This window comes from Ramlibacter albus (assembly GCF_014297445.1).
Taxonomy (GTDB): Bacteria; Pseudomonadota; Gammaproteobacteria; order Burkholderiales; family Burkholderiaceae_C; genus Ramlibacter; species Ramlibacter albus.
This window is the reverse complement of the sequence record NZ_JACORU010000020.1, coordinates 15,219-41,626: the sequence shown is the minus strand read 5'-3', so window position 1 is coordinate 41,626 and position 26,408 is coordinate 15,219. Positions and strand designations below refer to the sequence as shown.

Genomic DNA, 26,408 nt, shown 5'->3' with positions numbered 1-26,408 from the left:
TCAATCGGCCTTGGCGCCGGACGCCTGGATCACCTCGCGCCACTTCGCGGCTTCGGACCGCATGTAGCCGGCCAGTTGCGCGGGCGTGTAGTTCGGCGGCGGCTCCAGCCCCTGCTGCGACAGGCGCTCCTTCACGTCGGGCTGCTGCAGCACGGCGGTGAAGGCGGCGTTGAGCTTGGTCACCACGTCCTGCGGCGTGCCCGAGGGCACCACGATGCCGAAGAACACGCTGGCGTCGAAGTCCTTCAAGCCCTGCTCCGCGAGCGTCGGCACATCGGGCAGCGCCTTCGAGCGCTTGGCGGACGTCACGCCCAGCACGCGCAGCTTGCCCGCGCGAATGTGCGGCAGCGCCGTGAGCACGTCTGTGAACGACATCGCCACCTGCCCGCCGAGCAGGTCGTTGAGCGCCGGGCCGGTGCCCTTGTACGGCACGTGCTGGATGTCGGTGCCGGCGCGCATGTTGAACATCACGCCGGCCAGGTGCGACGACGCTCCGCTGCCGGAGGACGCGAACGCGAGCTTGCCCGGCTGCGCCTTCGCGTGGGCGATGAGCTCCTTCACGTTCTTCGCCGGGACGGAGGGGTGGACCACCAGCACGTTCGGCAGGTAGCCCACCTGCACCACCGGCGCGAAGCTGCGGAACGGGTCGTAGTTGATCTTCGGGTAGAGGTACAGGTTGATGCCCAGCGGCGCGGAGGTGCCGAAGAGGAGCGTGTGGCCATCGGCTTCGGCGCGCGCCACGTACTCGGCGCCGATGTTCGAGCCCGCGCCGGCTTTGTTCTCGACGATCATCGTCTGGCCGAGGTGCGGCTTGATCGCCGTGGCGAGGATCCGCGCCATCGCGTCGGTGGGGCCGCCGGGCGCGTAGGGCACGACGAGCGAAACGGTCTTGGCCGGGTAGCCGCCTTGCGCGAAGGCGAAGGGGCTGGCTGCGATGGCGCCGAGCGCGGCGAGGCTTTGCAGGGTCTGGCGGCGGTTCATGGGTCGGGTCATGTCAGTGGGCGAGCAGGCTGTCGTTCAGGGGCGCCATGTCGGCGGCGAGCGGGTCTTTCGGTTCGAGGCGGTGGCGCAGCACGAGGTCCGCCCATTCCGTGCGTTGCGGCTTGCCCATGCGGTGCGCCTCCCAGCACATCGCGATGGCGCTGGTCACGTGGTACAGCGCCGAGGCCGCCTGCCGCGCGATCGCGTCCTGCCCGGCTTCGGCGGCGGCCTGCGCGAGCGCCGTCGCGCGTTTCGCCGCCGACTGCAGGCGCGCACGCAGCGCGGCGTCGAGCGTCATCTCGTCCAGCTGCGACTGCCAGTGCGATTGCAGCGCGGCGAGCGAGCCTTCGCGGCGGATCGCGCGGACGACGTCCAGCGCCACGATGTTGCTCGTGCCTTCCCAGATCGAGCCGAGGTGCGCGTCGCGCACGAGGCGCGGGTCGGCCCATTCCTCGATGTAGCCACAGCCGCCGCGCACTTCCATCGCGTCGCCCGTCACCTTGCGCGCATCGCGGCAGGCGCGGAACTTGATGAGCGGGGTGAGGATGCGCGCGAGCGGCTTCGCCGCCTCGTCGCCCGCGTCGGCGGCGCGCAGCGCCTGCGCGGTCTGGAACACCATCGTGCGCGCCTGCTCGGCGGGCACCTGCAGCTTGAGCAGCTGGCGGCGCATCAGCGGCAGGTCGATGAGCTTGCGGCCGAAGGCCTCACGGTTGCGCGCCACATGCATGGCCTCGCTCACCGCGCGGCGCATCAAGCCGGCGGCGCGCACGCCGTTTGACAGGCGCGAGTTGTTCACCATGTCCGCCATCTGCACGAAGCCGCGGCCCTGCTCGCCGACGAGCCATGCGCGCGCGCCCTCGAGGCGGATCTCGCCGCTGGCCATCGAGCGCGTGCCGAGCTTGTCCTTCAGGCGGATGATCCGGTAGTGGTTGTGCGTGCCGTCCTCCAGGTCGCGCGGCAGCAGGAAGAGCGACACGCCCTTCATGCCCGCCGGGCCGCCTTCGACGCGCGCGAGCACCATCGCCAGCGCCGCATCCGGGTTCGAACAGAACCACTTGTCGCCGGTGAGCAGCCATGCGCCGGGATGCTGCAGGTCGGGCCGCGCGAGCGTCGTGGTGGCGGCGATGTCGGAGCCCGCACCTTGCTCCGTCATGAACATCGCGCCTTGCGACAGCGTATCGAGGTCCAGGCTGGTGAGCGAAGGCAGCCAGCGCTGCACGAGATCCGGCGAGCCGAACTTCTTGAGCGTGCGCGTGAGCGAATCGGTCATCGAGACCGGGCAGCACAGGCCGAATTCCGCCTGCACGAAGAGGTAGGTCAGCGCGTACTTGACGACAGCGGGCAGCTGCCCCTCCCAGCCGAGCACGTCCTGCCGGTGCGAGATGGCGGCCAGTGCGAATTCGCCGAAGGCCAGGCGCTCCATCTCCACGTACGCCGGGTGCTTGTCGATGCGCTGCTGGTCGATGCCGGTGCGGGTGCGCAGCTCGAGCGTGGGCGGGTTCCTGTCCGCGATGCCGGCCAGGTCATCCAGTTCGCCGCCCGCCAGCGCCCCGAGGCGCGTGAGCACCGGCTCCAGGTGCGCGAGCAGTTCGCGCGGCATGTAGACCTGCAGCAGGTCGCGCAGCGCGGGGTCGGTGGTGTACAGGTTGGCGCCGTGCTGGTCGGGCACCGGGTGGGCTGTCATGGCTCGTCTCCTGTTTTCGGGTTTCGCCCATTTTTGCCTTGCGGCCGATAGGTGTCCAATATCGAATACGACTCCAACGATTCGATAATCGAAACATGGAATTCCGCCACCTGCGCTACTTCCTCGCCGTCGCCGAAGAGCTGCACTTCGGCCGCGCGGCGCAGCGGCTGGCGATCTCGCAGCCGCCGCTGTCGCAGAACATCCGCCAGCTGGAGGAGTCGCTCGGCGTGAAGCTCTTCCACCGCAACAGCAAGGAGGTGCGCCTCACCGCCGCCGGCCGCGAGTTCGTGCCGCGCGCACGCGCCCTGCTGGAGCAGGCCGGCGACGCGGCGCGCCACGCGCGTGAGGTGGACAAGGGGTTCGCCGGGCGCCTGCGCATCGGTCTGGTCAGCTCCATGCTCTACCGCGGGCTGCCCAAGCTGCTGCGCGACTTCCAGGCGAAGCACCCGCAGCTGCGCCTCGTGCTGCGCGAGCTCAACTCGCAAGGCCAGGTCGTGGAGCTGGTGCACGGGCAGCTGGACATCGGCTTCGTGCATACGCAGCGATTGCCGCCGTCGATTTCGCGCGTGCTGTTCGCGTCGGAGCCGTTCCTGTGCTGCCTGCCGGAAGGGCACGCGCTGGCGAACGCGCGGAAGGTGGCCGTCGCGAAGCTCGAGGGCGAACCGCTCGTCATGTTCTCGCGCGAGGCCTCGCCCGACTACTACGAGCGCGTGCTGGCGATCTGTTCCGACGCGGGCTTCTACCCCGAGGTGCGGCACGAGGTGCGGCACTGGCTCAGCGTCGTGTCGCTCGTCGCGCAGGGGCTGGGTGTGGCGCTGGTGCCGCAGGCGCTGAAGGACTCCGCCATCCCCGGTGCGGTGTTCGTGCCGCTCGACAAGGTCACCGCGCGTTCGGAGGTGTTCTGCGCGTGGCGCACGGCGGACGACAGCGCCGCGCTGGACGCCTTCCTCAAGCAGGTGCGGGCGCGCTGAAGATTGCTCAGTCCTCGAGGACGGCCGTGACCTCGATCTCGACCTTCGCGCGGTCCTCGATCAGCGCCTTCACTTCCACGGCCGTCATCGCCACGTCGTAATGGCCGATCACCTCACGGAACGCGCGGCCGATGTCCTTGGCCGCGGCCAGGTACTCGCGCTTGTCCGTCACGTACCAGGTCATGCGCACGATGTCCTGCGGCCTGCCGCCCGCGGCCGCCAGCACGTCCGCGACGTTCTGCAGCGCCTGGCGCGACTGCTGCGCGAAGTCGTCGCTGTGGAACTTCTGCTCCTTGTCCCAGCCGATCATGCCGGCGATGAAGAGCATGCGGCCGCGCGCCGCCACGCCGTTGGCGTAGCCCTTGGGGCGGGGCCAGCCTTCGGGCAGGATCGGTTGGTGGCTCATTTCATTTCCTTCAGGAGTTCGCGGGCGATGATCAATTGCTGGACCTCGGTCGCACCTTCGTAGATGCGCAGCGCGCGGATCTCGCGGTAGAGCGACTCGACCATTTCGCCGCTGCGCACGCCCGCGCCGCCGAACATCTGCACGGCGGCGTCGATGACCTGTTGGGCGCCTTCGGTGGCCGCCATCTTGGCCATTGCGGCTTCCTTCGTGACGTTGCGGCCCTGGTCGCGCTGCCAGGCGGCGCGATAGACGAGCAGCGCCGCGCTGTCGATGGTGGTGGCCATCTGGGCCAGCTTGGCTTGGGTGAGCTGGAAGTCGGCAAGGGTCTGGTTGAACATCTTGCGCGTGGTGGCGCGTTGCAGCGCCTCTTGCAATGCGCGGCGTGCGAAGCCGAGCGCGGCAGCGGCGACCGAGGTGCGGAACACGTCCAGCGTGCGCATCGCCACCTTGAAGCCTTCGCCCGGCTCGCCGATGCGCTGCGCGAGCGGCACCTTGCAGTCGGTGAACTTCAGCCGCGCGAGCGGGTGCGGCGCGATCACTTGGATGCGTTCGGCGATCTCGAAGCCGGGCGTGCCCGCGTCGACGATGAAGGCCGAGATGCCGCGCGCGCCGGGCGCTTCGCCGGTGCGGCAGAACACGACGTAGAAGTCGGCGATGTCGCCGTTGGAGATCCACGTCTTCTCGCCGTTGAGGATCGCGTGGCCGCCTTCGACGCGCGCGCTGCATTGCATCGCGGCGACGTCGCTGCCGGCTTCGGGCTCCGAGAGCGCGAAAGCCGCGATGGCTTCGCCGCGCGAGACCCGGCCGAGGTACTTGTCCTTCTGCTCGCGCGTGCCCTGCAAGCTGATCGCACCGGAGCCGAGGCCTTGCATCGCGAAAGCAAAGTCAGCGAGGCCGTTGTAGCGCGCGAGCGTTTCGCGCAGCAGGCAGATCGCGCGAGTGTCGATGGTGCCCCCGACGGCGTGCTGCAGCCAGCCGGCGGAGCCGAGCTTCCTGACCAGCGCGCGGCATTCGGCGTCCACATCAGTTGCATGGTGGTCCGCCAGGTTCTCCGCCGCCCAGCGATCGAGCGCAGTCGCGAGCTCGCGGTGGCGGGTTTCGAAGAACGGCCATTCGAGGTAAGTCATCTCAGTCGCCCTGGAAAACGGGCTTCTGCTTCGCCACGAACGCGTGGTACGCGCGAGAGAAGTCCTCCGTCAGCATGCAGATCGCCTGCGCCTGTGCCTCGGCCTCGATCGCCTGCTCGATCGTCATGCTCCACTCCTGGTGCAGCATGGTCTTCGTGATGCCATTGGCGAACGTGGGGCCGGCGGCCAGGTCCCGCGCGAGAGCCTGCGCTTCACCCAGCACTGCTTCCGGAGCGCACAACCGATTGAAAAAACCCCAGCGCTCGCCCTCTTCCCCACCGAGCGCCCGCCCGGTGTAGAGCAGCTCGCTCGCCCGCCCCTGCCCGACGATCCGCGGCAGCATCGCGCAGGCACCCATGTCGCACCCCGCCAACCCCACGCGGTTGAACAGAAACGCCGTTTTGCTGCGCGCCGTCCCCAGCCGCAGGTCCGAAGCCATCGCCATGATCGCGCCCGCACCGGCACACACGCCATCGATGGCCGCCACGATCGGCTGGGGGCAGGTGCGCATCGCCTTCACGAGGTCGCCCGTCATGCGCGTGAACATCAGCAGCTCCGGCGCCTTCAGCCGCACCAGCGGCCCGATGATCTCGTGCACATCCCCGCCGGAGCAGAAGTTGTCCCCTGCTCCTGCCAGCACCACGGCCTTCACGTCGGTGGCGTACTTCAGCTGGCCGAACAGGTCGCGCAGCTCCGCATACGAATCGAACGTGAGCGGGTTCTTGCGCTCCGGCCGGTTCAGCGTGATGGTGGCGACGCCGCCTTCCACCTGCCACTTGAAGTGCTGCGCGGCGTAACCCGCCAGCTGCTTGCGGTTGCCCGCGGCCAGCGCGGGGTCCACGCGCTCAGTTGAATCGCTCATTCTTCGTCTCCTGCGCGGATTGCAGCTTCTCGCGCTCGAGGTTGCGCTCCAGCTGGTTCTTGCCCGATAGGTACTGCTTCGGCCAGCCGATGTCGTGGTAGCCGATCTTCGCGGCCTCCTGCAGCGTCCACTGCGGGTTGGCCAGGTGGGGCCGCGCGATCGCGCAAAGGTCCGCGCGGCCGGCAGCGATGATGCTGTTGACGTGGTCGGCTTCCGAGATCGCGCCCACGGCGATGGTCGCGATGCCCGCCTCGTTGCGGATACGGTCGGCAAACGGCGTCTGGTACATGCGGCCGTACACCGGCTTCTGCTTCGGGCTCACCTGGCCCGACGAGCAATCGATCATGTCGGCGCCCGCGGCCTTGAACAGTTTGGCGATCTCCACCGCGTCGTCGGGCGTGATGCCACCCTGCACCCAGTCGTGCGCCGAGATGCGCACGGACATCGGCAGGTGCTGCGGCCACACGGCGCGCATTGCCTTGAACACCTCGAGCGGATAGCGCAGCCGGTTCTCGAGCGAGCCGCCGTATTCTTCGGTGCGTTGGTTCGTCAACGGCGAGATGAACGACGAGAGCAGGTAGCCGTGCGCACAGTGCAGTTCCAGCCAGTCGAAGCCCGCTTCAGCGGCGTAGCGCGTGCTACGCACGAAGTCGTCACGCACGCGGTCCATGTCCGCGCGAGTCATGGCGCGCGACCAGTCGCTCACGCCGTCGAGGTATTGCTGGGGCGACGCGGAGATCAAGGGCCAGTTACCGCGAGCCAGCGGCTGGTCCTCGCCTTCCCACGGCACGCAGGTCGAACCCTTCGCACCCGCGTGTCCCAGCTGCATGCCGATCTTCGCGTCGGTGTTGGCGTGCACGAAATCCACGATGCGCTTGAACGCATCGCGCTGCGTGGTGTTCCACAGCCCCGGGCAGCCGGGCGTGATGCGCGCGTCGGCGGTGGGGCAGGTCATCTCCACCATCACCAGCCCTGCGCCGCCCATGGCGCGCGCCCCGAGGTGCACGAGGTGGTAGTCGCCCGGCACGCCATCGACGCAGGAGTACTGCGCCATCGGCGAAACGACGATTCGGTTCTTGAGCGTCGTCTCGCGCACCGTGAACGGCGTGAGCATCGGCGGGATCGGCTGTTTCGACGGCGTGCGCACCACGCCCGCGAGCGAAGCGATCCAGTCCTCGTACTGCTCCACATAGCCCTTGTCGCGCAGGCGCAGGTTCTCGTGGCTGATGCGCTGGCTGCGTGTGAGCAGCGAGTACGCGAACTGCTCGGGCGGCAGGTGCACGTAGCGCTTGACGTTCTCGAACCACTCGGTGGAATTGCGCGCGGCGTTCTGGATCTTCAGCACCTCGACGCTGCGGATCTCCTCGTACGCCTGCAATGCGGCCTTCAGGTCGTCCGGATGCCGGCCGATGCAGCGCGCGAGCTCGATCGAATCCTCCAGCGCCAGCTTCGTGCCCGACCCCACCGAGAAATGCGCGGTATGCGCCGCATCACCCATCAGCACGACAGGCGCCCGGCCGTTGTGGTGCACCCACGTCTTGCACACGACGCGCGGAAAGCGGATCCACTGCGCCGAACCACGCAGGTGCGTGGCGTTCGACATCAGCTCGTGGCCACCCAGGTATTTCGCGAAGAGCCGCTCGCAGAAGGCGATGGACTCTTCCTTCTCCATCCAGTCCAGGCCGGCCCTTTGCCACACGTCCTGCGGCGTCTCGACGATGAAGGTGGAGGTGTCGCCGTCGAACTGGTAGGCGTGGGCCTGGAACCAGCCGTGCTCCGTCTCCTCGAACGCGAAGGTGAAGGCCTCGAACTTCTGCTTCGTGCCCAGCCACACGAAACGGCAGTCGCGGATGTCGATGTCGGGCTGGTACGTGGCCGCGTATTTGGTGCGGATGCGGCTGTTGAGGCCGTCGCTCGCGATGATGAGGTCCGCGTCGGGGTACTGCTCGTCGCCCTGGACGTCGGTCTCGAACACGAGCTTGACGCCCAGCTCCTCGCAGCGCCGCTGCAGGATGTTGAGCAGCCGCTTGCGCCCGATGCCGCAGAAGCCGTGCCCGCCCGAGCGCATCCTGTGGCCGCGGATGTTGACCTCGATGTCGTCCCAGTGGTTGAACGCGCCGAGGATCTCGCCTGCCGTCGGCGAGTCGGCGGCCTGCAGGTTGCCCAGCGTCTGGTCCGAGAACACCACGCCCCAGCCGAAGGTGTCGTAGGGGCGGTTGCGCTCCACCACCGTCACCTCGTGCCGGGGGTCCTGCTTCTTCATCAGCAGCGCGAAATAAAGGCCCGCGGGGCCGCCGCCGATGCAGACGATGTTCATGTGGGCCGCTTTGGTGAAGCCTAGATAGTTTAAGTTTAAAGCATCTCGGCCGCCCGCGCCAGCGCTTCCTCGGCCAGGGCCATCACGTCGCGGGGGTCCGAGTCGCGCAGCTTGTGGTCGCTCCACACCTGGCGCCACTTGCGGGCGCCCGGCTGGCCGTTCCACAGCCCCAGCATGTGCCGGGCGATGGACGTCCACGGCGTGCCGTGCGCCTGCCGCTCGCGCGCCATGTACTCGGCCATCTGCTTCTCGACGCCCGCGCGGGTCACCTCGCGCGGCTCGCCGTAGTACGCGTCCCAGGAGGCCAGCCACCAGGGGTGGTGGTAGGCCTCGCGCCCGACCATCACGCCGTCCAGCGCCTGCAGCTGCTCGCGCACCTGCTCGTCGGTGGTGATGCCGCCGTTGATGCCGATGACCAGTTGCGGAAACTCGCGCTTGAGCCGGTGCACGAACTCGTAGCGCAAAGGCGGCACCTCGCGGTTCTCCTTCGGCGACAGGCCCTTGAGCCACGCGTTGCGCGCGTGCACCATGAACACGTTGCAGCCCGCCTCGCTTACCGTGCCGACGAAGTCGCGCACGAACTCGTAGCTCTCGCCCTTGTCGATGCCGATGCGGTGCTTCACCGTCACCGGCACGTTCACCGCGTCCACCATGGCCTTGACGCAGTCGGCCACCAGCTGCGGCTCCGCCATCAGGCAGGCGCCGAACGCGCCGCGCTGCACGCGCTCGCTCGGGCAGCCGCAATTGAGGTTGATTTCGTCATAGCCCCAGTCTTCGCCCAGCTTCGCGCATTTCGCCAGGTCGGCGGGCTCGCTGCCGCCGAGCTGCAGTGCAACAGGATGTTCCGCCGCATCGAAGTCCAGGTGGCGTGGTACGTCCCCGTGCAGCAGCGCGCCCGTGGTCACCATCTCCGTGTAAAGGCGGGCCTTTCTAGAGAGCAACCGGTGGAAGTAGCGGCAGTGCCGGTCGGTCCAGTCCATCATCGGCGCCACCGAAAGGCGCCAGTCGTCTTGTTTCGTCATGCAAAAACTCACACGAACACTTTAACCTTCGGTCCGGCCGCCGTTGACAATGGCCGCGCGAAGCCCATCCTTGAGGTGTCGATGAAAGCCTTCCACCTGCAGCCAGCCATGCTGTCGTACGGCGGCGTCTTCTACCCCGTGGGGTACATCTTCCTGATGTTCGCCAGCGAACAGGATGCACGCGACGCGGCGGCCCTGCTGGTCGGCGACGGCTACGACGGCGAGGAGATCGCGCTGCTCACGCCGGCGCAGATCCATGATGAGCTGACCCGCGCCGACGGGCACCTCGCCCCGCATGCCCAGCCCACGTCGCAGGAGATGCACCGCGTGCAACGCTTCCTGCAGCTGGCGCAGCTCGGCCATCACGCCCTCATGATCTACGCGCCCACCGGGCACGAAACCAGCCACATCATGCAGGTGCTGCAGGGCGCGCGCATCTCGTACGGGCAGAAGTACCGCCCCGTATCCATCGAGCACCTCGCCGGGAAAGAAACAAGTATCAGCGTTGTCTGACGCACAGCGCGGCCGCGCAGGCCCAAGCTTGCGGCGGGGGCACCCCCGTGCCTCCAAGGAGGCGACATGAAACCCTTCCACCTCGAATCGGGCATGACCACCCTGCGCGGCGTGTTCTACCCCACCGGGTACATGGTGCTGATGTTCCCCACCGAGCAGGACGCCCGCGAAGCGGAGCGGCGCCTGATGGCGGACGGCAACAACGGCGAGGAAATCCTCTACCTCACCCCCGCCTGCGTGCTGGGCGAGCTGGCCGCCACGGCCGGCGATGAGGACTCGATGCCCTCCATCGGCACCGAGGCCGCCACGGTGCGGCACTTCGTCGACCTCGCGCGCGAAGGGCACCACGGCGTGATGATCAAGTCGCCTTCGCCCAAGGAGACCGAGCACTACATGGAGGTGCTCAAGGGCTTGCCGATCTCCTTCGGGCAGAAGTACCGCAGGCTGGTGATCGAGGACCTCGTTACCGAGCAGTGATCATCGTCACTGGCGGAAGGGGTCCGAGAACCGCGGGTCCGCCGTCAGCACCGGGTCGCTGAGCGTGCGCAGGAAAGCCACCAGCGCCGCCTTGTCCGCGTCGGTGAGGTTCAGCCTGCGCGGCTGGCCCCCCGGCCCGCGCAGGCGGTTGTCGAGCGCGGGCCCGTCCTGCACGCCGCTGTTGTAGTGCTCCACCACCTGCTCCAGCGACGAGAAGCGGCCGTCGTGCATGAAGTTGGACGACAGCCCGACGTTCTTCAATGACGGTGACTTGAACACCGTGGTCTCGCCCGCGTCCAGGCCGTTGCTGCGCGAGTTGGCCGCGAGCGCGAAGGTCGGCGGCACGTGGCACGCGGAGCAGTTGGTGTTGTTGCCCATGAAGATCTGCCGGCCGCGGTTCTCCTGCGCGGTGAAGTTGGGCAGGTCGTTGTTCAGGCCGCGGTTCTGTTGCGCGGGGTTGAACACCTGCGCAAAGCCCGTGTCCCAGCGGCTGTTGGTGGACACCATCGCACGCTGGAACTGCGCGAGCGCGCGCTGCACGCGGTCCTCGTTGATGGTCGCGTCGCCGAAGGCGAGCGTGAAGAGCTCCGCGTAGTACGGCAGCGAGCGCATCTTCGTGAAAAGAGCAGGCAGGCCGCCGTTGGCCGCATCGAAGCCCATCTCCACCGCGTTCTGGATCGGCTGCGTGGCCTGCGCTTCGAGCGTGGCGGCGCGCCGGTCCCAGAACATGGTGCCGGGGTCGAAATAGCGCACGTTGCCGATGCGCATGGAGTGCGCCGTCGTGAACGCGTTGCCGGAGAAGCCGGTGCTGAAGCGCTTCGAATCGGAGAAGCCCAGCGCCTGTTGGTGGCACGAGGCGCAGGCCACGGTGTTGTTGATGCTCAGGCGCTTGTCGTGGAACAGCACGCGGCCGAGCGTGGCGACCGCGTTGGAGGACGGGTTGGTCGGCGGGGTGTTGTCGGTGCCGGCGACCTGCGCGTCGTAGTACGCCGGGAGTTGGGGCGTGTAGTTGGCGAGGTTGGCGATGTCGAGGTTGAGGTATGCGGCGGCCGCGGCGGAGAGGGCAAGCGGCGCGGGCGTCGCAGGCGAAGTTGTTCCGGCGGTTGGGGCGGCGGGTGCCGCAGCGGTCGTGGTTGCGGTAGCGATCGCGGTCGTGGTCGTGGTCGTGGTCGTGGGCGCCGTCGTGGGCGCCGTTGCGGGGTTTGCAGTCGTGGCCGCAGCCGGCGCGGGCGCGGCGGCAAGCGCGGTGGGCGCGGCGTCACCGCCCCCGCCGCAGGCGGCGAGCGTGGCGACGAGGGCGAGTGCGGCGGATTGGCGGATCGGGGTCTTCATCGGTCCCTCCTTGGAACGTGAGGGCCATTTTTCGGGCCCAATATGGAGGAACGATGGACGCCGTGTGCGCTAGTTCACGCTTGACTCGTCTTCCGGATCGAAGCGGTAGCCCAGGCCGTAGACCGAAGCGATGGCCGAGCCCTGCGGCCGCACCTTCGCGATCTTGCGGCGCAGGTTCTTCACGTGGCTGTCGATCGCGCGGTCGGTCGTGTCGCGCAATTCGTCGTGCACGGTGCGCAGCAGCGCATCGCGCGAGTACACGTGGCCGGGGCGCTGCACCAGTTGGCGAAGCAACCGGAACTCCACCGGCGTGAGCGGCAACCAGTGGTCCTGCCACGCGATGCGCTGCGCGTCCTCGTCGATGTGGAACCCATGCGACGGCGGGGCGGGGCCGAGCCGGCCTTCCGCGCGCCGCAGCTGGGCGCGGATGCGCGCCACCACCTCGCGGGGGCTGAAAGGCTTGCACACGTAGTCGTCCGCGCCGGTTTCCAGCCCGAGCAGCCGGTCGATCTCGTCGATGCGCGCGGTGAGCATGATGATCGGCACGGAGCTGAAGGCGCGCACTTCGCGGCACACCTCGATGCCGTCCTTGCCGGGGAGCATCAGGTCGAGCAGAACGAGCGAGGGTTCGTTGCGGCGCACCTCGGGCGCCACCTGCAAGCCGTTGGACACCACCTCCGGCACGTAGCCTTGCGCGCGCAGGTAGTTGGCCAGCATGTCGGCGATCTTGCCGTCGTCTTCGACGACGAGGATGCGGCGTGGTGCGTCGGTCATCGGCGATCCTTTCATGGCGTCGGCGTGAGCGTTCATGCGTCCCCATGCGCGTTCAATGGCAGCCGCGCCTCGATGCGCAGGCCGCCCAACGGCGACGCCATCGCGATGATGCTGCCCCCGTGCGCCTCCACAATCGCCTTGCAGATGGCGAGCCCCAGCCCGCTGCCGCCGGAAGCGCCCTTGACGCGCTGGCGCGCTTCGTCGGCGCGGTACAGCGGCTCGAAGAGCTGCGCGAATTGCGAAGGCTCGACGCCCGGCGGGCTGTCGTCCACGCGCAGCACGACGTCGCGCCCCACGGTATCCCAATGCACGTCCACGCGCCCCGGTGCATCCGTGTACCGCAGGCTGTTCTCCAGCAGGTTGGTCAGCAGCTGCGCGATGCGGCCGAAGTCCCAGCAGGCGGTGGCTTGCGGACCGGGCGTCACCGCGAGCGACAGGCCGGCCTGACGCAGCCGCGGCTCCATGCGCGCCGCCGCGCGCTGGAGCGCGCTGCCCACGTCGCCGTCCACGAATTCGCAGGGCAGCGCACGCAGGTCGGCCATCGACAGTGTGTGCAGGTCGTTCACCAGCCGCACGAGTTGCAGCACTTCGTCGCGCAGGCTCGCGATCGTCTGGGCATTCGCTTCGCGCGCGCCGTCCTGCACCGATTCCAGCTCGCCGAGCAGCACCGACAGCGGCGTGCGCAGCTCGTGCGACATCTGCGCGATCCAGCGCCTGCGCGCGCCCTCCAGCTGGTTCAGCGACGCCGCCATGCGGTTGACGTCGGCGATCAGCGCCGCCATCTCGCGCGAGCCGCTCTCGGGGACCATCACGTCCAGCTCGCCGTGCGCGATGCGGTGCGTGGCTGCTTGCACTTTCGCGAGCGGGGCGCCGAGCCACCGCGCGGCGATCGCTGCCAGTGCCACCGCCAGCAGCAGCGTCACGGCGAGTGCGCCTGCGAGCCCCGCGTATTGGCGCTGCAGGAATCTTGCATCGACGGCCTGCAGCTGTTCGCTAGGCAGCATGCGCACGTACGCGACCGGCTGCCCGTTGATGCGCACGGCTTGCTCGAGCACTTCGCGGCCTTGCGGAAACGGCGGGCCGCCCAGTCGCGTGCCTTGCAGGTCCACCACCTGGATGCGTTGCGGCAGGCCGCCGGGCGGGCCCTGCCGCGGCGGCCGCGCACCGGGTCCGCCTCGCAGTGGCGGCCGGCCTTCCGGGTCGGCGCCGCGCGGAGGGCGTCCTTCGCCGTACGAACCGCCTTGCGGCGGCCCGCCCTGCTCGCCGGGTGCATCGGATGGCGCTTCCGGCCCGCGTGGCGGCCGCCCCTGCGCACGCGAGCCTGGCGGCGGCGCCTGCCCGTCCCGATGCAGGAATTCGTCCATCAGCTCGCGCATCTGCAGCGGTTTGCCGGCGGTCAAGCTGCCGGCATCCACGCGATCGGCCACCACCTGCGCAAACCGCTCCAGCTGCTGCTGGTCCCGGCTCTTCAGGTAATCCGAAAACCCCGCGCGCAGGTTCCACGCCACGAGCGCGCCGACGGCGGCCGTGGACAGCAGCGCGATGCCGGCGAGCAGCAGCGCGAGTTGGTGGACGATGCGCAGGCGCATCGGCGGATGCTAGCGCGCAACTGTGGAGGAAACTTGGACACTACGGCTGCAGCACCCACGCCGACGCGCGGATCGCCTGGCCGCTGTCGCGCCCGCCGACGATGTAGATCGCGCCGCCGAGCTCCGTGGCCGCGAAACCGAAACGTGGCTCGGGCATCGTGGGCCCGGTGCTGAAGGTCATGCTGCCCGTGTCCAGGATCTCCACGAGGCGCCCGTCGCCGGCCGTGTTGGAGCTGGACGTGCCGCCCATCACGTAGATCGACGACCCGCGCGCCACGGCGGTCGGCTCGTCACGCGCGGTGGGCAGCCGCACCGTCAGGTTCTCCCAGAAATTGCCGGAGGTGCGGAAGCGCCGCACGGTCGAACTGATGGCGCCCTGCGTGTAGCCGCCGATCACGTACACATCGTCGCCCACAGCGGCGACGCCCGGCCGCAGCACGGTGGAGGTATAGCCGATGCCGACGGTCTGGCGCCCGGTGGAAGGGTCGTACACGTAAGCCGCCATCACAGACGTCCCCGGGCAATCGATCAGCACCAGCTTGCCGCTGGCCACGGCCGCGGCGCCGCACGGGTTGCGCAGCGTCGGCGCGGTGGCAACGGTGGACCAGTTGTTGCGCGCGGTGTCGTACACCAGCAGCGACGACGCCCCCAGCGCATACAGCCTGCCGCCGCTGGCGCCGATGATGTCGGTCACCTGCACGCCAGTGGACGACGTCGCGCTCCACGAACTCGTGGCGGGGTTGTACAACTGCACCCACGGCGTGGTCGTCCCCAAACCGCCGGCCACCAGCACGCGGCCACCCACGCTCCCCGCCCCGGCGACCAGCGTGGCGATGGTGAGGTCCGGCAGCCGCGTGTACGGCGAGCCGGCGAACACCGTTCCGTCGGTCGCGGTCCGCGAGCTCTTCACCAGCTCCACGAGGTTGCTCACGTTCGACACGCTCAGGAAGCCGCCGCCGGAAAAGCTCGCCGAGGCCGTGTAGCGGTAGCCGATGGGGCCGACGCCGGGCTTCTGGTACTCGGTCTCGGAGTAGCTCACCGGGTCGTTCACGCAGATGGTGTCGCCGATCTCCGAGAAGAACCTGCAGCCGCCCGTGGACGCCGAACGCGACACGGTCCACGCGCTCGTGCTGCGGTAGTTGCCCGTGAACGTGCCGGTCGCCGCGGTGCGCGCGAGGTCGGGCCGGAAGAACACGAAGAAGCCCGCACCTTTCCACCCGCCGCCGTCGTCGCCCATCACCGTGCTCCAGGTCGCGCCGTCGCGCGTGCCGAGGAGTTGCGAGCCCTCGCTGGACAGGTAGGTCCAGATCGGCCGGTACGAGCCGGGGTCGCCCGTCACCGTCAATGGATACGCCGTGCGCCCGCCGATGTTCGTCGCCGTGCCCAGCGTCGCGCGGAACGTGCCGTTGCTGCTGTTGCGCGTGCCGCCGCTGCTGCTGCCCGACGTGGTGGTGTTCGACCACTCGAACTCCCAGTAGTCGCCGGCGTTGAGCGCCATCGAGCCGGTCGTGGCGACCGGTGTCGAGCCCGCGATGACGAAGCTGCCGATGTTGGAGAACGCGCCCTCGCCGTCCGCGTTGCGCGCGCGGATCGCGACGAAGAACGCTGCGCCCGGCGGCAGGTCGACGGCGACGCTCGTGAGCGTCGCGACGTCGATTCGCCCGATCGCACTCGCACTGGGATAAGGCGCGTAGTAGAGCCAATAACCGGTGGCGCCCGCGACCGAGCTCCAGCCGATGGAGACGCGCGTGCCCTGCGTGGAGAGCGTCATCGTGGGCGCGCCGGGCGGTGCCGCGGAGGCCTGCGGCACCAGCAACAGGAACGCGAGCATGAGCCGGGCCAGCCACCCCGCAAGGGGTGCGCAGCGCGCGGCCGATCCCCTCTCCATGACGGATGAGCATAGGCATCGGCCCGCGACGGGCAAGCCCGTTCGGCCAGAAAAAAAGCCGGCACGACGGCCGGCTTTCCCTGCGAGGCGCGAAGCCTCAACCCATGTGCAAACCGCCGTTGACGGAGAAGTCCGCGCCGGTGGAATAGCCGCTCTCTTCACCCGCCAGCCACGAGATGATCGATGCGATCTCGCTGGGCTCGCCGAAGCGCTTGACGGGGATGGTCGCCACGATCTTGTCCTGCACGTCCTGGCGGATCGCCTTGACCATGTCGGTGCCGATGTAGCCCGGGCTCACCGTGTTGACCGTCACGCCCTTGCTGGCCAGCTCCTGCGCCAGCGCCATCGTGAAGCCGTGCATGCCGGCCTTGGCGGCGGAGTAGTTGGTCTGGCCCGCCTGGCCCTTCTCGCCGTTGACCGAGCTGATCTGGATGATGCGGCCCCAGCCCTTTTCCACCATCTCCGGCACGACCTGCTTGGTCACGTTGAACATGGAGTTCAGGTTGGTGTCGATCACCGCCTTCCAGTCGTCGGGCGTCATCTTCAGGAACATGCGGTCGCGCGTGATGCCGGCGTTGTTCACCAGCACGTCGATGGGGCCGTGCTCCTTTTTCGCCTTGGCGAACGCCTCGACGGTGGACTCCCACTCGGCGACGTTGCCCACGGACGCGTGGAACGTGTAGCCCAGCTCCTTCTGCTCGCCCAGCCACTTGTTGTAGTCGCGCGTGGGGCCGCAGCCCGCGATGACGGTGAAGCCGTCCTTGTGCAGGCGCTGGCAGATGGCCGTGCCGATGCCGCCCATGCCACCGGTGACGTATGCGATCTTCTTGCTCATGTGAGTCTCCTTTTGAACCTTGCTTTTATACGCGTCAGACGCGTTCCACGGCGAGGGAAACCCCCATGCCGCCGCCGATGCACAGGGCGGCCACGCCCTTCTTCGCCTCGCGGCGCTGCATCTCGTGCAGCAGCGTCACCAGGATGCGCGCGCCGGACGCACCGATCGGGTGCCCGATGGCGATGGCGCCGCCGTTGACGTTCACCTTGGCGGCGTCGATGCCCAGCTCCTTGTTGACGGCGCAGGCCTGCGCGGCGAAAGCCTCGTTCAGCTCGAACAGGTCGACGTCGCTCGCCTTCCAGCCGGCGCGCTCCAGCACCTTGCGCGTGGCGGGCACCGGGCCCATGCCCATGGTGGCGGGGTCGAGGCCGCTCGTGCCGAAAGCCTTGATCTTCGCGAGCGGGCGGATGCCCAGCGCGGCGGCCTTCTTGGCGCTCATCAGCACCACTGCGGCGGCGCCGTCGTTCAGGCCGGAGGCGTTGCCGGCCGTCACGGTGCCGGCCTTGTCGAAGGCGGGGCGCAGCCCGGCCAGCGCTTCGGCGCTGGTCTTCTTGTTGATGAACTCGTCGCTGTTGAAGACGACCGGGTCGCCCTTCTTCTGCGGGATGGTCACGGGGACGATCTCGTCCTTGAACTTGCCGGCTTCCTGCGCGGCGGCGGCCTTCTGCTGGCTGCCCAGCGCCAGCGCGTCCTGCTTGTCGCGGGAGATGTCGTGCGCCTTGGCCACGTTCTCGGCCGTCACGCCCATGTGGTACTGGTTGTACACGTCCCACAGGCCGTCGACGATCATCGTGTCCTGCATCTTCCAGTCGCCCATGCGCTGGCCGTCGCGGCTGTTCATCAGCACGTGCGGCGCGGCGGACATGTTCTCCTGGCCGCCCGCAACGACGATCTCGCTGTCGCCCCAGGCGATGGCCTGCGCGGCCAGCATCACGGCCTTCAGGCCGGAGCCGCACACGGCGTTGATGGTGAGCGCCGGCACTTCCTTGGGCAGGCCCGCCTTCAGCGACGCCTGGCGCGCGGGGTTCTGGCCCGCGCCGGCGGCGAGCACCTGGCCCATGATGACCTCACCGACCTGCGCCGGGTCCACCTTGGCGCGCGCGAGCGCTTCCTTGATGACGATGGACCCCAGCTCGGTGGCCGGGATCTTGGCGAGCGAGCCGCCGAACTTGCCGACTGCGGTGCGGACGGCGGAAACGATGACGATGTCTTCCATGGCTTGTGCTCCTTGGTTTGAACTGGGTCCCCGCCTGCGCGGGGATGAAAGCCTTTCAGGCCTTCACTTTCACGTAGCGACCCGGTGCTGGTTCGATCGCCTTGAACTTGGTGCCCTTGCCGACGGACTTCGGCGCGGGAATCATCTTGCCTGCGTGGGGCTTGAGCCACGCGGACCAGTCGGTCCACCAGCTGCCCGGGTGCTCCTTGGCACCCTTGGTCCATTCGTCGATGTCCTTGGCCAGCTTGTCGTTGGTCCAGTAGGACCGCTTGTTCTTCGAGGGCGGGTTGATCACGCCGGCGATGTGGCCCGAAGCGCCCATCACGAAGCGCTTCTTGCCCGGCAGGTGCTTCACGCTCGCGTACGCGCCGCCGATGGGCACGATGTGGTCTTCGCGCGAGCCGTAGATGTAGACCGGAATGTCCACGTTCGAGAGGTCGACCTTCTCGCCGCACACCTTGACCTTGCCCGGCTTGACCAGGTTGTTCTCGAGGTACGTGTTGCGCAGGTACCAGGCGTAGAACGGGCCCGGCAGGTTGGTCGAGTCGCTGTTCCAGTACAGCAGGTCGAACGGCGGCGGCGTCTCGCCCTTGAGGTAGTTGCCGACGACGTAGTTCCACACGAGATCGTTCGGGCGCAGGAAGCTGAAGGTGGACGCGAGGTCCTGGCCCTTGAGCATGCCGCCCTTGCCCATCTGCATCTCGCGGAACTTGACCATGTTCTCGTCGATGAAGATGTCCAGCACGCCGGTGTCGGTGAAGTCCAGCAGCGTGGTCAGGAACGTGGCGCTGGCCACCGGCTTCTCGCCGCGCGCGGCGAGCACCGCCAGCGCGGTGCCGAGGATGGTGCCGCCCACGCAGAAGCCCAGCGCGTTGATCTTCTTTTGGCCCGTGATCTCCTGCACCGTCTCGATGGCCTTGATGGCGGCATCGCCGATGTAGTCGTCCCAGGTCTTGTCCTCGAGGCTCGCGTCGGGGTTGCGCCAGCTCACGACGAACGTGCGATGGCCCTGCTCGACCAGGTAGCGCAGCAGCGAGTTGTCGGGCTGCAGGTCGAGGATGTAGAACTTGTTGATGCAGGGCGGCACGACGAGGAAAGGCTTCTCGTGCACCTGCTTCGTCAGGGGCTTGTATTCGATGAGCTGGAACAGCTCGTTCTCGAACACGACGGCGCCTTCGGTGGTGGCCACGTTGCGGCCCACTTCGAACGCGCTCTCGTCGGTCATCGACACGTGGCCCTGCTGGATATCGGCCAGCAGGTTCTGCACGCCCTTGGCGATGCTCTCGCCCTTGGTCTCCACGGCCTTCTTCTGCGCTTCGGCATTGAGCGCGAGGAAGTTGCTGGGGGCGGATGCCGCCATCCATTGCTCGACGGCGAAGCGAAGGCGCGCCTTGGTCTTGGCGTCGGTGTCGGCCGCTTCGGCCAGGCCCAGCAGCGTGCGGGCGTTCAGGAGGTAGACCGCGGCGGAGAAAGCGGAGACGGGATTCTGCGACCACGCATCGCCGGCGAAGCGGCGGTCCTGCGTGACGGGCTTGCCCTGCAGCGCCTGGTTCCACAGCTCGGTGGCTTCCTTCACGTACGCCTGCTGCAGCGCGCCGAGTTTGTCGGGCGAGAAGCTCAGCTGCGGAAGGTTGACGCCCGCACCGGGTGCGGCAAGCTGGAAGGACTGGAGGGCTTGGGTCCAGTGGCCGGCAAGGTCCTGCTGGAAACGCTGGGCTTGCGCGACCCAATCGGGCTCAGAATTCATCTTGTCTCCTGACTGTTCTTCGGGTTAACCCGAAGTATCCCATCTTCTTTGTTGCGGTGCAACATAAGTAGTTGCCGCAAGCCCCGGCCAAACCATGTACCTGATCCTCGTCATCCTTGCCTGGCTCTATGTCGCGCTCATGATGGCAGTGGCGGAGGCCACCAGCGCAAACGGCACACTTGCTGGTGCGGTTTTTACCTTCTTTGCGTACGGCGTGGGGCCAGTTTCGCTCGTTGCTTATTTGATGGGCCGCCCCGCTCGTCGGCGCGCACGCGAACGGCGCGAGGCCGAGGCATCAACCGCGCCAGATGGCGGCGGCGAAGCGGCCGCTGACCCGGTCGCGCCGGTGCGAAAAGAACCTTGAGGCGTTGCTGACGGTGCACCACGCGTCGGTGCCGTCGTTGCCGTGCACCGAGGTGATGCCGAGCCGTTGGAGGCGTTGCCTTGCGAGGCCCGGCAGGTCGGCGAGGAATTTGCCTTGCGTGTGCGGCCGGAAGTACTTCGCTGCGTCCGCGCTTGCGTCGACGAAGGCTTCGCGCACTTCGGGGCCGACTTCGAATTTGCGCGGGCCGATGCAGGGGCCGAGCCATGCGATAGCGCCGGGCACTCGGGAGGCGGCGGCTTCGATGACGCCGGAGGCCAGGCCGCGCCAACCGGCGTGGGTGGCGGCCACGACGCTCCCCTGCTTGTCCGTCAGCAGCACGGGAAGGCAATCAGCCACCATGATCGTGCAAGCCACGCCCTTCTCGCGCGTGAAGCACGCGTCGGCTTCGATGCCATCGGGCGTGTCGCGTCCCAGCTGCGCGCAAAGTGCACCGTGCACCTGCTTCATGTAGACGGGACGCGCCGCGAGCGCCGCTTCGAAGCGCTTGCGGTTCTCCGCGACGAGCGCGTCGTCGTCGCCGACGTGATCGCCGAGGTTGAGCGAGTCGTACGGCGCCGAAGAAACGCCACCCTCGCGCGTGCTGCACGCCGCGCGCACCGACGCGGGCGCGGGCCAGTCGGGCACCAGCAGCGGCGTCAACCCTCGTTGTCCGGCTGGTTGACGGGCTGCGCCTTGTCGAAGGCCGGGTGCTTCATGCAGGCTTCGAACACCGCCATCGTGCGGTCCAGGCCGGTGTAGTCGGTGTTGAAGCGGCGGCCGTTGAAGATCTGCGGCACGAGGCAGCAATCGGCCATCGTCGGCGTGTCGCCGTACGAGTACGTGCCCTTGGGCAGGCGCGCGAGTTCCTTCTCGTACAGCTCCAGGCCGTTGCGCACCCAGTGGCGGTACCAGTCGGCCTTGGCTTCCTCGGACACCTTGAGCTGGTGCGTGAGGTACTTCAGCACGCGCAGGTTGTTCAGCGGGTGGATCTCGCACGCGATCAATTGCGAAAGCGCCCGCACGCGCGCGCGGCCCAGCGCATCGCGCGGCAGCAGCGGCGGCTCGGGGTGCGTCTCGTCGAGGTATTCCATGATGGCCATCGACTGGCCGAGCAGTTCGCCGCCGTCGGTTTCCAGCGTGGGCACCAGCGTGGACGCGGAGATGGCGGCGTACTTTTCCTGCTTGTGCTCGCCCTTGACCAGGTGCACCGGCAGGTACTCGAAGGGCAGGCCCTTGATCTGCAGCGCGATGCGCACGCGGAAGGAGGCGGAGGAGCGGAAGTAGTTGTACAGCTTCATGCGCCAAAGCATAAACTGCGGCGAGCCGTATTTGAAGGAGACGAGCCATGCTGCACCCCCAAGCCGCCGCCCTGCTGCGCCTGATGGAGGAAAAGAAGATCCCGCCCGTGCACACGCTCACGGCCGAACAGGCGCGAGAGTTCTACCTGGTTCGCCGGGCGGTCACGCAACCCGCGCCGCCCGACGTAGCGGCCGTGCGCGAGCTGAAGGCCAAGGGCCCGGCAGGCGACATCCCCTTGCGCCTGTACCGCCCCGCGGGCAGCCGGGCCACCGACGCATTGCCCGTGCTCGTGTACTACCACGGTGGCGGCTTCGTCATCGGCGACCTCGACACGCACGACGTGCTGTGCCGCGAGCTCAGCAATGCCTCGGGGTGCGCCGTGGTGGCCGTGCACTACCGCCTCGCGCCCGAACACCGGTTCCCCGCCGCGTGCGACGACTGCGTCGCGGCCACGCGCTGGGTACACGCGAATGCCGGCGAGCTGCACCTCGACCCGGCGCGGCTTGCGGTGGGCGGCGACAGCGCGGGCGGCAACCTCGCGGCGGTCGTCGCGATCGCCGCGCGCGACGAAGGGGGCCTGCCGGTCAAGTTCCAGCTGCTGATCTACCCGACGGTCGATGCGCGCCGCGAAATGCCTTCGCACACCACGAATGGCCAGGGCTACCTGCTCACGAAGGACAGCATCACCTATTACGACGGCCACTACTTCGGCAACCCGATCCCCGTGTCCGACTGGCGCGCATCGCCGCTGCTGCACGAGGACCTGCGCAATTTGCCGCCGGCTTTCGTGCTCACCGCCGGCTACGACCCGCTGCGCGACGAAGGCATTGCATACGCGCAGAAACTGACCGAGGCCGGCAATACGGCAACGCTCGTGAGTTTCGAGCGCCAGATCCACGGCTTCATCACGATGGGCAAGGTGATCGACGAGGCGAACGTGGCGGTGCAGATGTGCGCCACGCAACTGAAGCAGGCGCTGCAGCCGTGAAGGCGGAGCAGAACGAGCTGCTCACGCGCATCGGCCCGGGCACGGCCTGCGGCGCGGTGCTGCGCAGCTACTGGCAGCCCGTTGCGCTGGTGGACGAGTTCAACCCCGTGCTCGACCCGCGCATGGAGAAGCGGCCCGTGAAGGCCGTGCGCGTGATGGGCCAGGACCTCGTCCTGTTCAAGGACGCGCAGGGCCGCTGGGGCCTGCTCGACCGCGACTGCCCGCACCGCGGCGCCGACCTCTCGTTCGGCCGGCACGAAGGCGACGGCCTGCGTTGCCCCTTCCACGGCTGGAAGTTCGACGCGACCGGCCGTTGCCTTGAAACGCCTGCGGAGCCCACGGGCAGCAAGCTGTGCGAGCGCGTCACGCAGCGCAGCTACCCGGTCGTCGAGAAGAGCGGCATCCTCTTCGCGTGGTTCGGCGAGGAAGGCAAGGCACCGCCCTTCCCCAATTTCGACTGCTTCGCCGCGCCGTCGACCCACACCTTCGCCTTCAAGGGCCTGTGGCATTGCAACTGGCTGCAGGCTTTCGAAGTGGGGATCGACCCTGCGCATCCCTCGTTCCTGCACCGCTTCCTGAACGACGCACCGCTGGAAGGCATCGGCGACAACGCGGCCGGCAAGCAGTTCCGCAGCGCGAGCGCCGGCGATTTTGGAGGCGAGCGCTGGCCGATGACGCGGATCATGCGCGAGTTCCACCAGCCCGAGATCTCCTTCGAGAACAAGCCCTGGGGCCTGCAGCTCACCGCGCTGCGGCAGATGACGGAGCAGCTCACGCACGTGCGCATCACGCAGGCGATCTTCCCGCACACGTTCGTGATCCCGCTGTCGGAGACGCTCACCATCACGCAGATGCACGTGCCGGTGGACGACACGCACACGTACTGGTATTCGATCTTCACGAGCTTCGCGGGGCCGGTGGACAAGGAGGCGATGCGCAACCAGCGGCTGCAGTTCATCTCGCTGCCCGACTACGTCCCGAAAAGCGGCCGCCACAACCAGTGGGGCTTCAACCCCGACGAGCAGCGGTCGCAGACGTACCTGGGCATGGGCGAGGAAGACATCAACGTGCACGACCAGTGGGCCGTGGAGAGCATGGGTCCGATCCAGGACCGCACGCGCGAGCACCTGGGCACGAGCGACAAGGTGATCATGGCCAACCGGCGCGTGTTGCTGAAGGCGATCGAGATCGTGCAGGCCGGCGGCGTGGCGCCCGGGTGCGCGGACGCTTCCGTCGCGTCGCAGATGCAAGGGCCTGACACGGTGGATGGCATCGCACCTGCGGGAACGTGGGGCACGTGGTGGCAGGAACAGGTGCAGGCCAAGCGCGACCACGCGCCGTGGATCGCGAAGTCACCGGGGCCGGCAGTGGCGGCATGACGTCGTTCGCCGAGCAATGCCGCATCCATGACGCCGCGCGCGAAGAAGCGCTCGCGCGGACGGTGCGCATCATCAAGGCCGCCAACCTGGAGCTCGTGCGCTTCGTGTGGTGCGACCTGCACGGCGTGCTGCGCGGCAAGACGCTCGTGGCCCCTGCGGCGGAAAAGGCCATGCGCGAAGGCGTCGGCCTGGTCAGCACGCTGATGCTCAAGGACACGTCGGACCGCACGGCCTGGAAGGTGTTCGAGCCCGGCGGCACGGCGAGCCTGCCGGGCTTCGGCTTCGCCAACAATTTCCTGCTGATGGCGGACCCCGAGAGCTTCCGCCAGCTGCCGTGGACCACCGCCACCGGCTGGCTGCGCGGCCAGCCGCACTACCCCGACGGCAAGCCGGTCGAACTGGACACGCGCTACGTGCTGCAACGCGCGCTCGAGCGCTTGCACGCCGCCGGTTACGCGATGAAGTGCGGCCTCGAAGTCGAGTTCCACATCTACCGCATCGAGGACACCACGCCGCAGCTCGACCCCGAGCTCGCCGCGTGGAACGGCCTGCCGCCCAAGGTGCGCATGATCCACCCCGGCTACAACCTGCTGGCCGAAGCTTGGTTCGACATGAGCGAGGAGCCGCTTCGCATCGTGCAGCGCACCGCGCAGGCGCTCGGGCTGCCGCTGCTGTCGCTGGAAGTGGAGTTCGGGCCGAGCCAGGTGGAGGCGGTGTTCGAAGCCACCGATGCGCTCACAGCCGCCGACAACATGGTGCTGTTCCGCAATGCGGTGAAGATGGCGCTGTTGCGCGCGGGCTACCACGCCACGTTCATGTGCCGGCCGCCCTTCCCGACGATCATGTCCAGTGGCTGGCACCTGCACCAGTCGCTGGTGGATGCGAAGACGGGCCGCAACGTGTTCCGGCGCGACTCGCCGGCCGAAGGCTCGACACCGCTGCAGGCATCCAGCACCTTGTCACGCATCGGCGAGAGTTACCTCGCCGGCCTGCTCGCGCATGCGCAGGGTATGACGGTGTTCTGCACGCCGACCGCCAACGGCTTCGGCCGCTTCCGCCCGAATGCGCTGGCGCCGCAGTCGGTGCTGTGGGGCCGCGACAACCGCGGCGCGATGCTGCGCGTGGTGGGGGAGTGCGGCGACGAGGCAACGCGCATCGAGAACCGCATCGGCGAGCCGGCCGCCAACCCGTACCTCTACTTCGCCTCGCAGATCCATGCGGGGCTGGACGGCATCGAGCGCGGCCTCACGGCGCCACCCGCCACGGAGTCGCCGTATGGCGCGGGCGCCGAGCCGCTGCCCACGCGCCTGGGCGACGCCATCGCGGCACTGCAGCGCGACGAGGTCCTGTGCAAGGCGTTCGGCCCGGCCTTCATCGACTACTTCTCGCGCATCAAGCAGGCCGAGCAGGACCGCTTCGATGCCGCCGAGGACAAGGACGATTTCCAGCGCCGCGAGTATTTCGGCCGCTTCTAGAAATGTTGGCCCCCACGCTCCCCGCTGCGCGAGGTTCGCTGCCCCCCGAGGGGGCTTCTGCCGTCTTGGGGCGGCCCGGCGACGGCAGATGACGATCACGATCCACCTGTACGGCCCGCACGCGGGCCAGCACGCCGAGGTGAAGGGCAAGGAAGGCAAGAGCCTGATGGAGGCCGCCGTGGCCGCCAACATCGAAGGCATCGCCGCCGACTGCGGCGGCCTGATGACCTGCGCCACCTGCCACGTCTACGTGCGCGCACCTTGGGCCCAGCAGCTGCCGCCGCCCTCCGACGAAGAAAATGGCATGCTCGGGTTCACGGCGGCGGAGCGCCAGCCGCACAGCCGGCTCTCGTGCCAGATCGAATTGAAGGCCGCCCTCGATGGACTCGAGGTCGACCTGCCGCCCACGCAGTACTGAAGAAGGAAAGAAACATGGTCCTCGAGATCGCCGACATCCGCATCCAGCCCGGCAAGCAGGCCGAATTCGAAGAAGCCATCACGCGCGCCATCGCCACTGTCGCATCGCGTGCGAAGGGCGCGAAGAACGCGCGCGTGCAGCGCTGCATCGAGACGCCGGAGCGCTACATCCTCACGATCGAGTGGGACACGCTGGAGGACCACACCGTGGGCTTCCGCCAGGGGCCGCTGTTCACCGAGTGGCGCGCGATCATCGGGCCGTTCTTCGCGCAGCCGCCGCTGGTGGAGCACTTCAATCCGGTGAACTGAAGGCGTCGTGGCCGGCCACGAGCCGGTCCAGCAGCGTCACCAACTGCTCGCGCTCGGCCGCGTCCAGCGGGCCGAGGATGCGCGCCTGGGCCTTCGTCACGGCGCGCTTCATGCGCTGCGCCGCCTTCGCGCCCTCTTCGGTCACCCAAAGCAGCTTGCGCCGCTTGTCGTTGCTATCGGCTTCGCGGCGTATCCAGCCTTTCGCTTCCAGCCGGCCGATCACGGACCCCGAGGTTGCCGCGTCGAACGCAACGCGGCGTGCCAGCGTCACCTGGTCCTCGCCCGGGTCATCGATCAGCGCATTGAGGATGGCGAACTGGACCGGCGTGACGTCGTGGTCCTCCATCTCTTCCATGAAGATCGCCACCGCCACCTGGTGCGCGCGGCGGATCAGGTGGCCCGGGGCATGGCGGAAGTCGAAGGCACGCGTCATGGC

At 68.3% G+C, this 26,408-nt stretch carries 26 protein-coding genes; 9 read left to right on the top strand and 17 right to left on the bottom strand.

The features are described from left to right. Together H8R02_RS29550 and H8R02_RS29545 are read right to left on the bottom strand one after the other, a co-directional pair. On the bottom strand, positions 1–981 hold the full coding sequence (locus H8R02_RS29550; RefSeq protein ID WP_187085567.1) for a Bug family tripartite tricarboxylate transporter substrate binding protein: 981 nt from the start codon (positions 979–981) through the stop codon (positions 1–3). A gap of 13 nt (positions 982–994) precedes the next feature. Beyond that, the gene (locus H8R02_RS29545; protein WP_187085565.1) at positions 995–2,665 is read right to left on the bottom strand and encodes an acyl-CoA dehydrogenase family protein; all 1,671 of its coding nucleotides are present in this window, start codon (positions 2,663–2,665) and stop codon (positions 995–997) included. Between the two features lie 95 nt (positions 2,666–2,760). Here H8R02_RS29545 and H8R02_RS29540 point away from each other — a divergent pair, with 95 nt between their 5' ends. Then, positions 2,761–3,636, top strand: coding sequence for a LysR family transcriptional regulator (locus H8R02_RS29540; RefSeq protein WP_187085563.1), 876 nt, complete (start codon positions 2,761–2,763; stop codon positions 3,634–3,636). Between the two features lie 7 nt (positions 3,637–3,643). On the opposite strand, the gene H8R02_RS29535 is transcribed toward H8R02_RS29540, so the two are convergent. The 5 genes from H8R02_RS29535 to dusA are packed head-to-tail and all read right to left on the bottom strand — an operon-like array spanning position 3,644 to position 9,370. Continuing rightward, positions 3,644–4,042: a RidA family protein gene (locus tag H8R02_RS29535; protein WP_187085561.1), complete on the bottom strand. Its 399-nt coding sequence runs from the start codon at positions 4,040–4,042 to the stop codon at positions 3,644–3,646. Continuing rightward, entirely contained in the window at positions 4,039–5,169 is a 1,131-nt protein-coding gene (locus H8R02_RS29530; RefSeq protein ID WP_187085559.1) for an acyl-CoA dehydrogenase family protein, read from the bottom strand. Before H8R02_RS29530 ends, H8R02_RS29535 begins: the two co-directional genes overlap by 4 nt. Before the next feature lies 1 nt (position 5,170). Then, positions 5,171–6,031, bottom strand: a complete 861-nt coding sequence (locus tag H8R02_RS29525; protein WP_187085557.1) for an enoyl-CoA hydratase family protein — start codon at positions 6,029–6,031, stop codon at positions 5,171–5,173. Further along, positions 6,015–8,348, bottom strand: a complete 2,334-nt coding sequence (locus tag H8R02_RS29520) for a bifunctional salicylyl-CoA 5-hydroxylase/oxidoreductase (protein WP_187085555.1) — start codon at positions 8,346–8,348, stop codon at positions 6,015–6,017. The genes H8R02_RS29525 and H8R02_RS29520 overlap by 17 nt, the downstream gene beginning before the upstream one ends. 35 nt (positions 8,349–8,383) lie before the next feature. Continuing rightward, entirely contained in the window at positions 8,384–9,370 is a 987-nt protein-coding gene (gene dusA, locus H8R02_RS29515; protein WP_187085553.1) for a tRNA dihydrouridine(20/20a) synthase DusA, read from the bottom strand. 81 nt (positions 9,371–9,451) lie between these two features. On the opposite strand from dusA, the gene H8R02_RS29510 reads away from it, so the two are divergent. Together H8R02_RS29510 and H8R02_RS29505 are read left to right on the top strand one after the other, a co-directional pair. Further along, positions 9,452–9,883 (top strand): RNA-binding protein, encoded by a 432-nt coding sequence (locus H8R02_RS29510; protein ID WP_187085551.1) that lies wholly within the window; start codon positions 9,452–9,454, stop codon positions 9,881–9,883. A gap of 66 nt (positions 9,884–9,949) precedes the next feature. Next, a complete protein-coding gene (locus tag H8R02_RS29505; RefSeq protein WP_187085549.1) occupies positions 9,950–10,360 on the top strand; it encodes an RNA-binding protein in 411 nt (136 codons plus the stop codon). Positions 10,361–10,366: 6 nt separating this feature from the next. Here the strand turns inward: H8R02_RS29505 and H8R02_RS29500 are convergent, their stop codons facing one another. From H8R02_RS29500 to H8R02_RS29470, 7 genes are all read right to left on the bottom strand, one after another. Beyond that, positions 10,367–11,692, bottom strand: a complete 1,326-nt coding sequence (locus H8R02_RS29500) for a cytochrome-c peroxidase (RefSeq protein WP_187085547.1) — start codon at positions 11,690–11,692, stop codon at positions 10,367–10,369. Between the two features lie 69 nt (positions 11,693–11,761). Then, the gene (locus H8R02_RS29495) at positions 11,762–12,466 is read right to left on the bottom strand and encodes a response regulator (protein ID WP_255429639.1); all 705 of its coding nucleotides are present in this window, start codon (positions 12,464–12,466) and stop codon (positions 11,762–11,764) included. Between the two features lie 32 nt (positions 12,467–12,498). Further along, complete coding sequence (locus H8R02_RS29490) at positions 12,499–14,055, bottom strand: ATP-binding protein (protein WP_187085545.1); 1,557 nt, start codon at positions 14,053–14,055, stop codon at positions 12,499–12,501. A 40-nt stretch (positions 14,056–14,095) separates the two neighbouring features. Next, on the bottom strand, positions 14,096–15,943 hold the full coding sequence (locus tag H8R02_RS29485; protein WP_187085543.1) for a Kelch repeat-containing protein: 1,848 nt from the start codon (positions 15,941–15,943) through the stop codon (positions 14,096–14,098). 97 nt (positions 15,944–16,040) lie between these two features. Continuing rightward, positions 16,041–16,778 carry an acetoacetyl-CoA reductase gene (gene phbB, locus H8R02_RS29480; protein WP_187085541.1) on the bottom strand — a complete coding sequence of 246 codons (738 nt, stop codon included), beginning with the start codon at positions 16,776–16,778 and terminating at the stop codon, positions 16,041–16,043. Between the two features lie 34 nt (positions 16,779–16,812). After that, a complete protein-coding gene (locus tag H8R02_RS29475; protein ID WP_187085540.1) occupies positions 16,813–17,994 on the bottom strand; it encodes an acetyl-CoA C-acetyltransferase in 1,182 nt (393 codons plus the stop codon). Between the two features lie 55 nt (positions 17,995–18,049). Next, on the bottom strand, positions 18,050–19,741 hold the full coding sequence (locus H8R02_RS29470; protein WP_187085538.1) for a PHA/PHB synthase family protein: 1,692 nt from the start codon (positions 19,739–19,741) through the stop codon (positions 18,050–18,052). Positions 19,742–19,835: 94 nt separating this feature from the next. Here H8R02_RS29470 and H8R02_RS29465 point away from each other — a divergent pair, with 94 nt between their 5' ends. Next, the gene (locus tag H8R02_RS29465) at positions 19,836–20,105 is read left to right on the top strand and encodes a hypothetical protein (RefSeq protein ID WP_187085536.1); all 270 of its coding nucleotides are present in this window, start codon (positions 19,836–19,838) and stop codon (positions 20,103–20,105) included. Here H8R02_RS29465 and pgeF read toward each other — a convergent pair. Both pgeF and maiA read right to left on the bottom strand, forming a co-directional pair. Then, on the bottom strand, positions 20,037–20,765 hold the full coding sequence (gene pgeF, locus H8R02_RS29460; RefSeq protein WP_222622697.1) for a peptidoglycan editing factor PgeF: 729 nt from the start codon (positions 20,763–20,765) through the stop codon (positions 20,037–20,039). The two genes, H8R02_RS29465 and pgeF, sit on opposite strands and share 69 nt — an antisense overlap. Beyond that, the gene (gene maiA / locus H8R02_RS29455; RefSeq protein WP_187085534.1) at positions 20,762–21,403 is read right to left on the bottom strand and encodes a maleylacetoacetate isomerase; all 642 of its coding nucleotides are present in this window, start codon (positions 21,401–21,403) and stop codon (positions 20,762–20,764) included. Before maiA ends, pgeF begins: the two co-directional genes overlap by 4 nt. 47 nt (positions 21,404–21,450) lie before the next feature. Between maiA and lipP1 the strand changes: the two genes are divergently transcribed. The 5 genes from lipP1 to H8R02_RS29430 all read left to right on the top strand — a co-directional run bounded on the left by lipP1 (position 21,451) and on the right by H8R02_RS29430 (position 25,972). After that, on the top strand, positions 21,451–22,392 hold the full coding sequence (gene lipP1 / locus H8R02_RS29450; protein WP_187085532.1) for a LipP1 family hormone-sensitive lipase: 942 nt from the start codon (positions 21,451–21,453) through the stop codon (positions 22,390–22,392). Beyond that, the gene (locus tag H8R02_RS29445; RefSeq protein WP_187085530.1) at positions 22,389–23,771 is read left to right on the top strand and encodes a Rieske 2Fe-2S domain-containing protein; all 1,383 of its coding nucleotides are present in this window, start codon (positions 22,389–22,391) and stop codon (positions 23,769–23,771) included. The genes lipP1 and H8R02_RS29445 overlap by 4 nt, the downstream gene beginning before the upstream one ends. Further along, entirely contained in the window at positions 23,768–25,246 is a 1,479-nt protein-coding gene (locus H8R02_RS29440) for a glutamine synthetase family protein (protein WP_187085528.1), read from the top strand. Before H8R02_RS29445 ends, H8R02_RS29440 begins: the two co-directional genes overlap by 4 nt. 88 nt (positions 25,247–25,334) lie before the next feature. Further along, entirely contained in the window at positions 25,335–25,664 is a 330-nt protein-coding gene (locus H8R02_RS29435; RefSeq protein WP_187085526.1) for a 2Fe-2S iron-sulfur cluster-binding protein, read from the top strand. A gap of 14 nt (positions 25,665–25,678) precedes the next feature. After that, the gene (locus tag H8R02_RS29430; RefSeq protein ID WP_187085524.1) at positions 25,679–25,972 is read left to right on the top strand and encodes an antibiotic biosynthesis monooxygenase family protein; all 294 of its coding nucleotides are present in this window, start codon (positions 25,679–25,681) and stop codon (positions 25,970–25,972) included. On the opposite strand, the gene H8R02_RS29425 is transcribed toward H8R02_RS29430, so the two are convergent. Then, positions 25,956–26,405, bottom strand: coding sequence for a MarR family winged helix-turn-helix transcriptional regulator (locus H8R02_RS29425; RefSeq protein ID WP_187085522.1), 450 nt, complete (start codon positions 26,403–26,405; stop codon positions 25,956–25,958). The two genes, H8R02_RS29430 and H8R02_RS29425, sit on opposite strands and share 17 nt — an antisense overlap. Positions 26,406–26,408 lie beyond the last annotated feature (3 nt).

What these genes read in the sequence shown, in the direction of transcription:
- H8R02_RS29550 (WP_187085567.1), bottom strand. Translation starts at nt 981, where the DNA reads ATGAACCGCCGCCAGACCCTGCAAAGCCTCGCCGCGCTCGGCGCCATC.
- H8R02_RS29545 (WP_187085565.1), bottom strand. Translation starts at nt 2,665, where the DNA reads ATGACAGCCCACCCGGTGCCCGACCAGCACGGCGCCAACCTGTACACC.
- H8R02_RS29540 (WP_187085563.1), top strand. Translation starts at nt 2,761, where the DNA reads ATGGAATTCCGCCACCTGCGCTACTTCCTCGCCGTCGCCGAAGAGCTG.
- H8R02_RS29535 (WP_187085561.1), bottom strand. Translation starts at nt 4,042, where the DNA reads ATGAGCCACCAACCGATCCTGCCCGAAGGCTGGCCCCGCCCCAAGGGC.
- H8R02_RS29530 (WP_187085559.1), bottom strand. Translation starts at nt 5,169, where the DNA reads ATGACTTACCTCGAATGGCCGTTCTTCGAAACCCGCCACCGCGAGCTC.
- H8R02_RS29525 (WP_187085557.1), bottom strand. Translation starts at nt 6,031, where the DNA reads ATGAGCGATTCAACTGAGCGCGTGGACCCCGCGCTGGCCGCGGGCAAC.
- H8R02_RS29520 (WP_187085555.1), bottom strand. Translation starts at nt 8,348, where the DNA reads ATGAACATCGTCTGCATCGGCGGCGGCCCCGCGGGCCTTTATTTCGCG.
- dusA (WP_187085553.1), bottom strand. Translation starts at nt 9,370, where the DNA reads ATGACGAAACAAGACGACTGGCGCCTTTCGGTGGCGCCGATGATGGAC.
- H8R02_RS29510 (WP_187085551.1), top strand. Translation starts at nt 9,452, where the DNA reads ATGAAAGCCTTCCACCTGCAGCCAGCCATGCTGTCGTACGGCGGCGTC.
- H8R02_RS29505 (WP_187085549.1), top strand. Translation starts at nt 9,950, where the DNA reads ATGAAACCCTTCCACCTCGAATCGGGCATGACCACCCTGCGCGGCGTG.
- H8R02_RS29500 (WP_187085547.1), bottom strand. Translation starts at nt 11,692, where the DNA reads ATGAAGACCCCGATCCGCCAATCCGCCGCACTCGCCCTCGTCGCCACG.
- H8R02_RS29495 (WP_255429639.1), bottom strand. Translation starts at nt 12,466, where the DNA reads ATGACCGACGCACCACGCCGCATCCTCGTCGTCGAAGACGACGGCAAG.
- H8R02_RS29490 (WP_187085545.1), bottom strand. Translation starts at nt 14,055, where the DNA reads ATGCGCCTGCGCATCGTCCACCAACTCGCGCTGCTGCTCGCCGGCATC.
- H8R02_RS29485 (WP_187085543.1), bottom strand. Translation starts at nt 15,943, where the DNA reads ATGGAGAGGGGATCGGCCGCGCGCTGCGCACCCCTTGCGGGGTGGCTG.
- phbB (WP_187085541.1), bottom strand. Translation starts at nt 16,778, where the DNA reads ATGAGCAAGAAGATCGCATACGTCACCGGTGGCATGGGCGGCATCGGC.
- H8R02_RS29475 (WP_187085540.1), bottom strand. Translation starts at nt 17,994, where the DNA reads ATGGAAGACATCGTCATCGTTTCCGCCGTCCGCACCGCAGTCGGCAAG.
- H8R02_RS29470 (WP_187085538.1), bottom strand. Translation starts at nt 19,741, where the DNA reads ATGAATTCTGAGCCCGATTGGGTCGCGCAAGCCCAGCGTTTCCAGCAG.
- H8R02_RS29465 (WP_187085536.1), top strand. Translation starts at nt 19,836, where the DNA reads ATGTACCTGATCCTCGTCATCCTTGCCTGGCTCTATGTCGCGCTCATG.
- maiA (WP_187085534.1), bottom strand. Translation starts at nt 21,403, where the DNA reads ATGAAGCTGTACAACTACTTCCGCTCCTCCGCCTCCTTCCGCGTGCGC.
- lipP1 (WP_187085532.1), top strand. Translation starts at nt 21,451, where the DNA reads ATGCTGCACCCCCAAGCCGCCGCCCTGCTGCGCCTGATGGAGGAAAAG.
- H8R02_RS29440 (WP_187085528.1), top strand. Translation starts at nt 23,768, where the DNA reads ATGACGTCGTTCGCCGAGCAATGCCGCATCCATGACGCCGCGCGCGAA.
- H8R02_RS29435 (WP_187085526.1), top strand. Translation starts at nt 25,335, where the DNA reads ATGACGATCACGATCCACCTGTACGGCCCGCACGCGGGCCAGCACGCC.
- H8R02_RS29430 (WP_187085524.1), top strand. Translation starts at nt 25,679, where the DNA reads ATGGTCCTCGAGATCGCCGACATCCGCATCCAGCCCGGCAAGCAGGCC.
- H8R02_RS29425 (WP_187085522.1), bottom strand. Translation starts at nt 26,405, where the DNA reads ATGACGCGTGCCTTCGACTTCCGCCATGCCCCGGGCCACCTGATCCGC.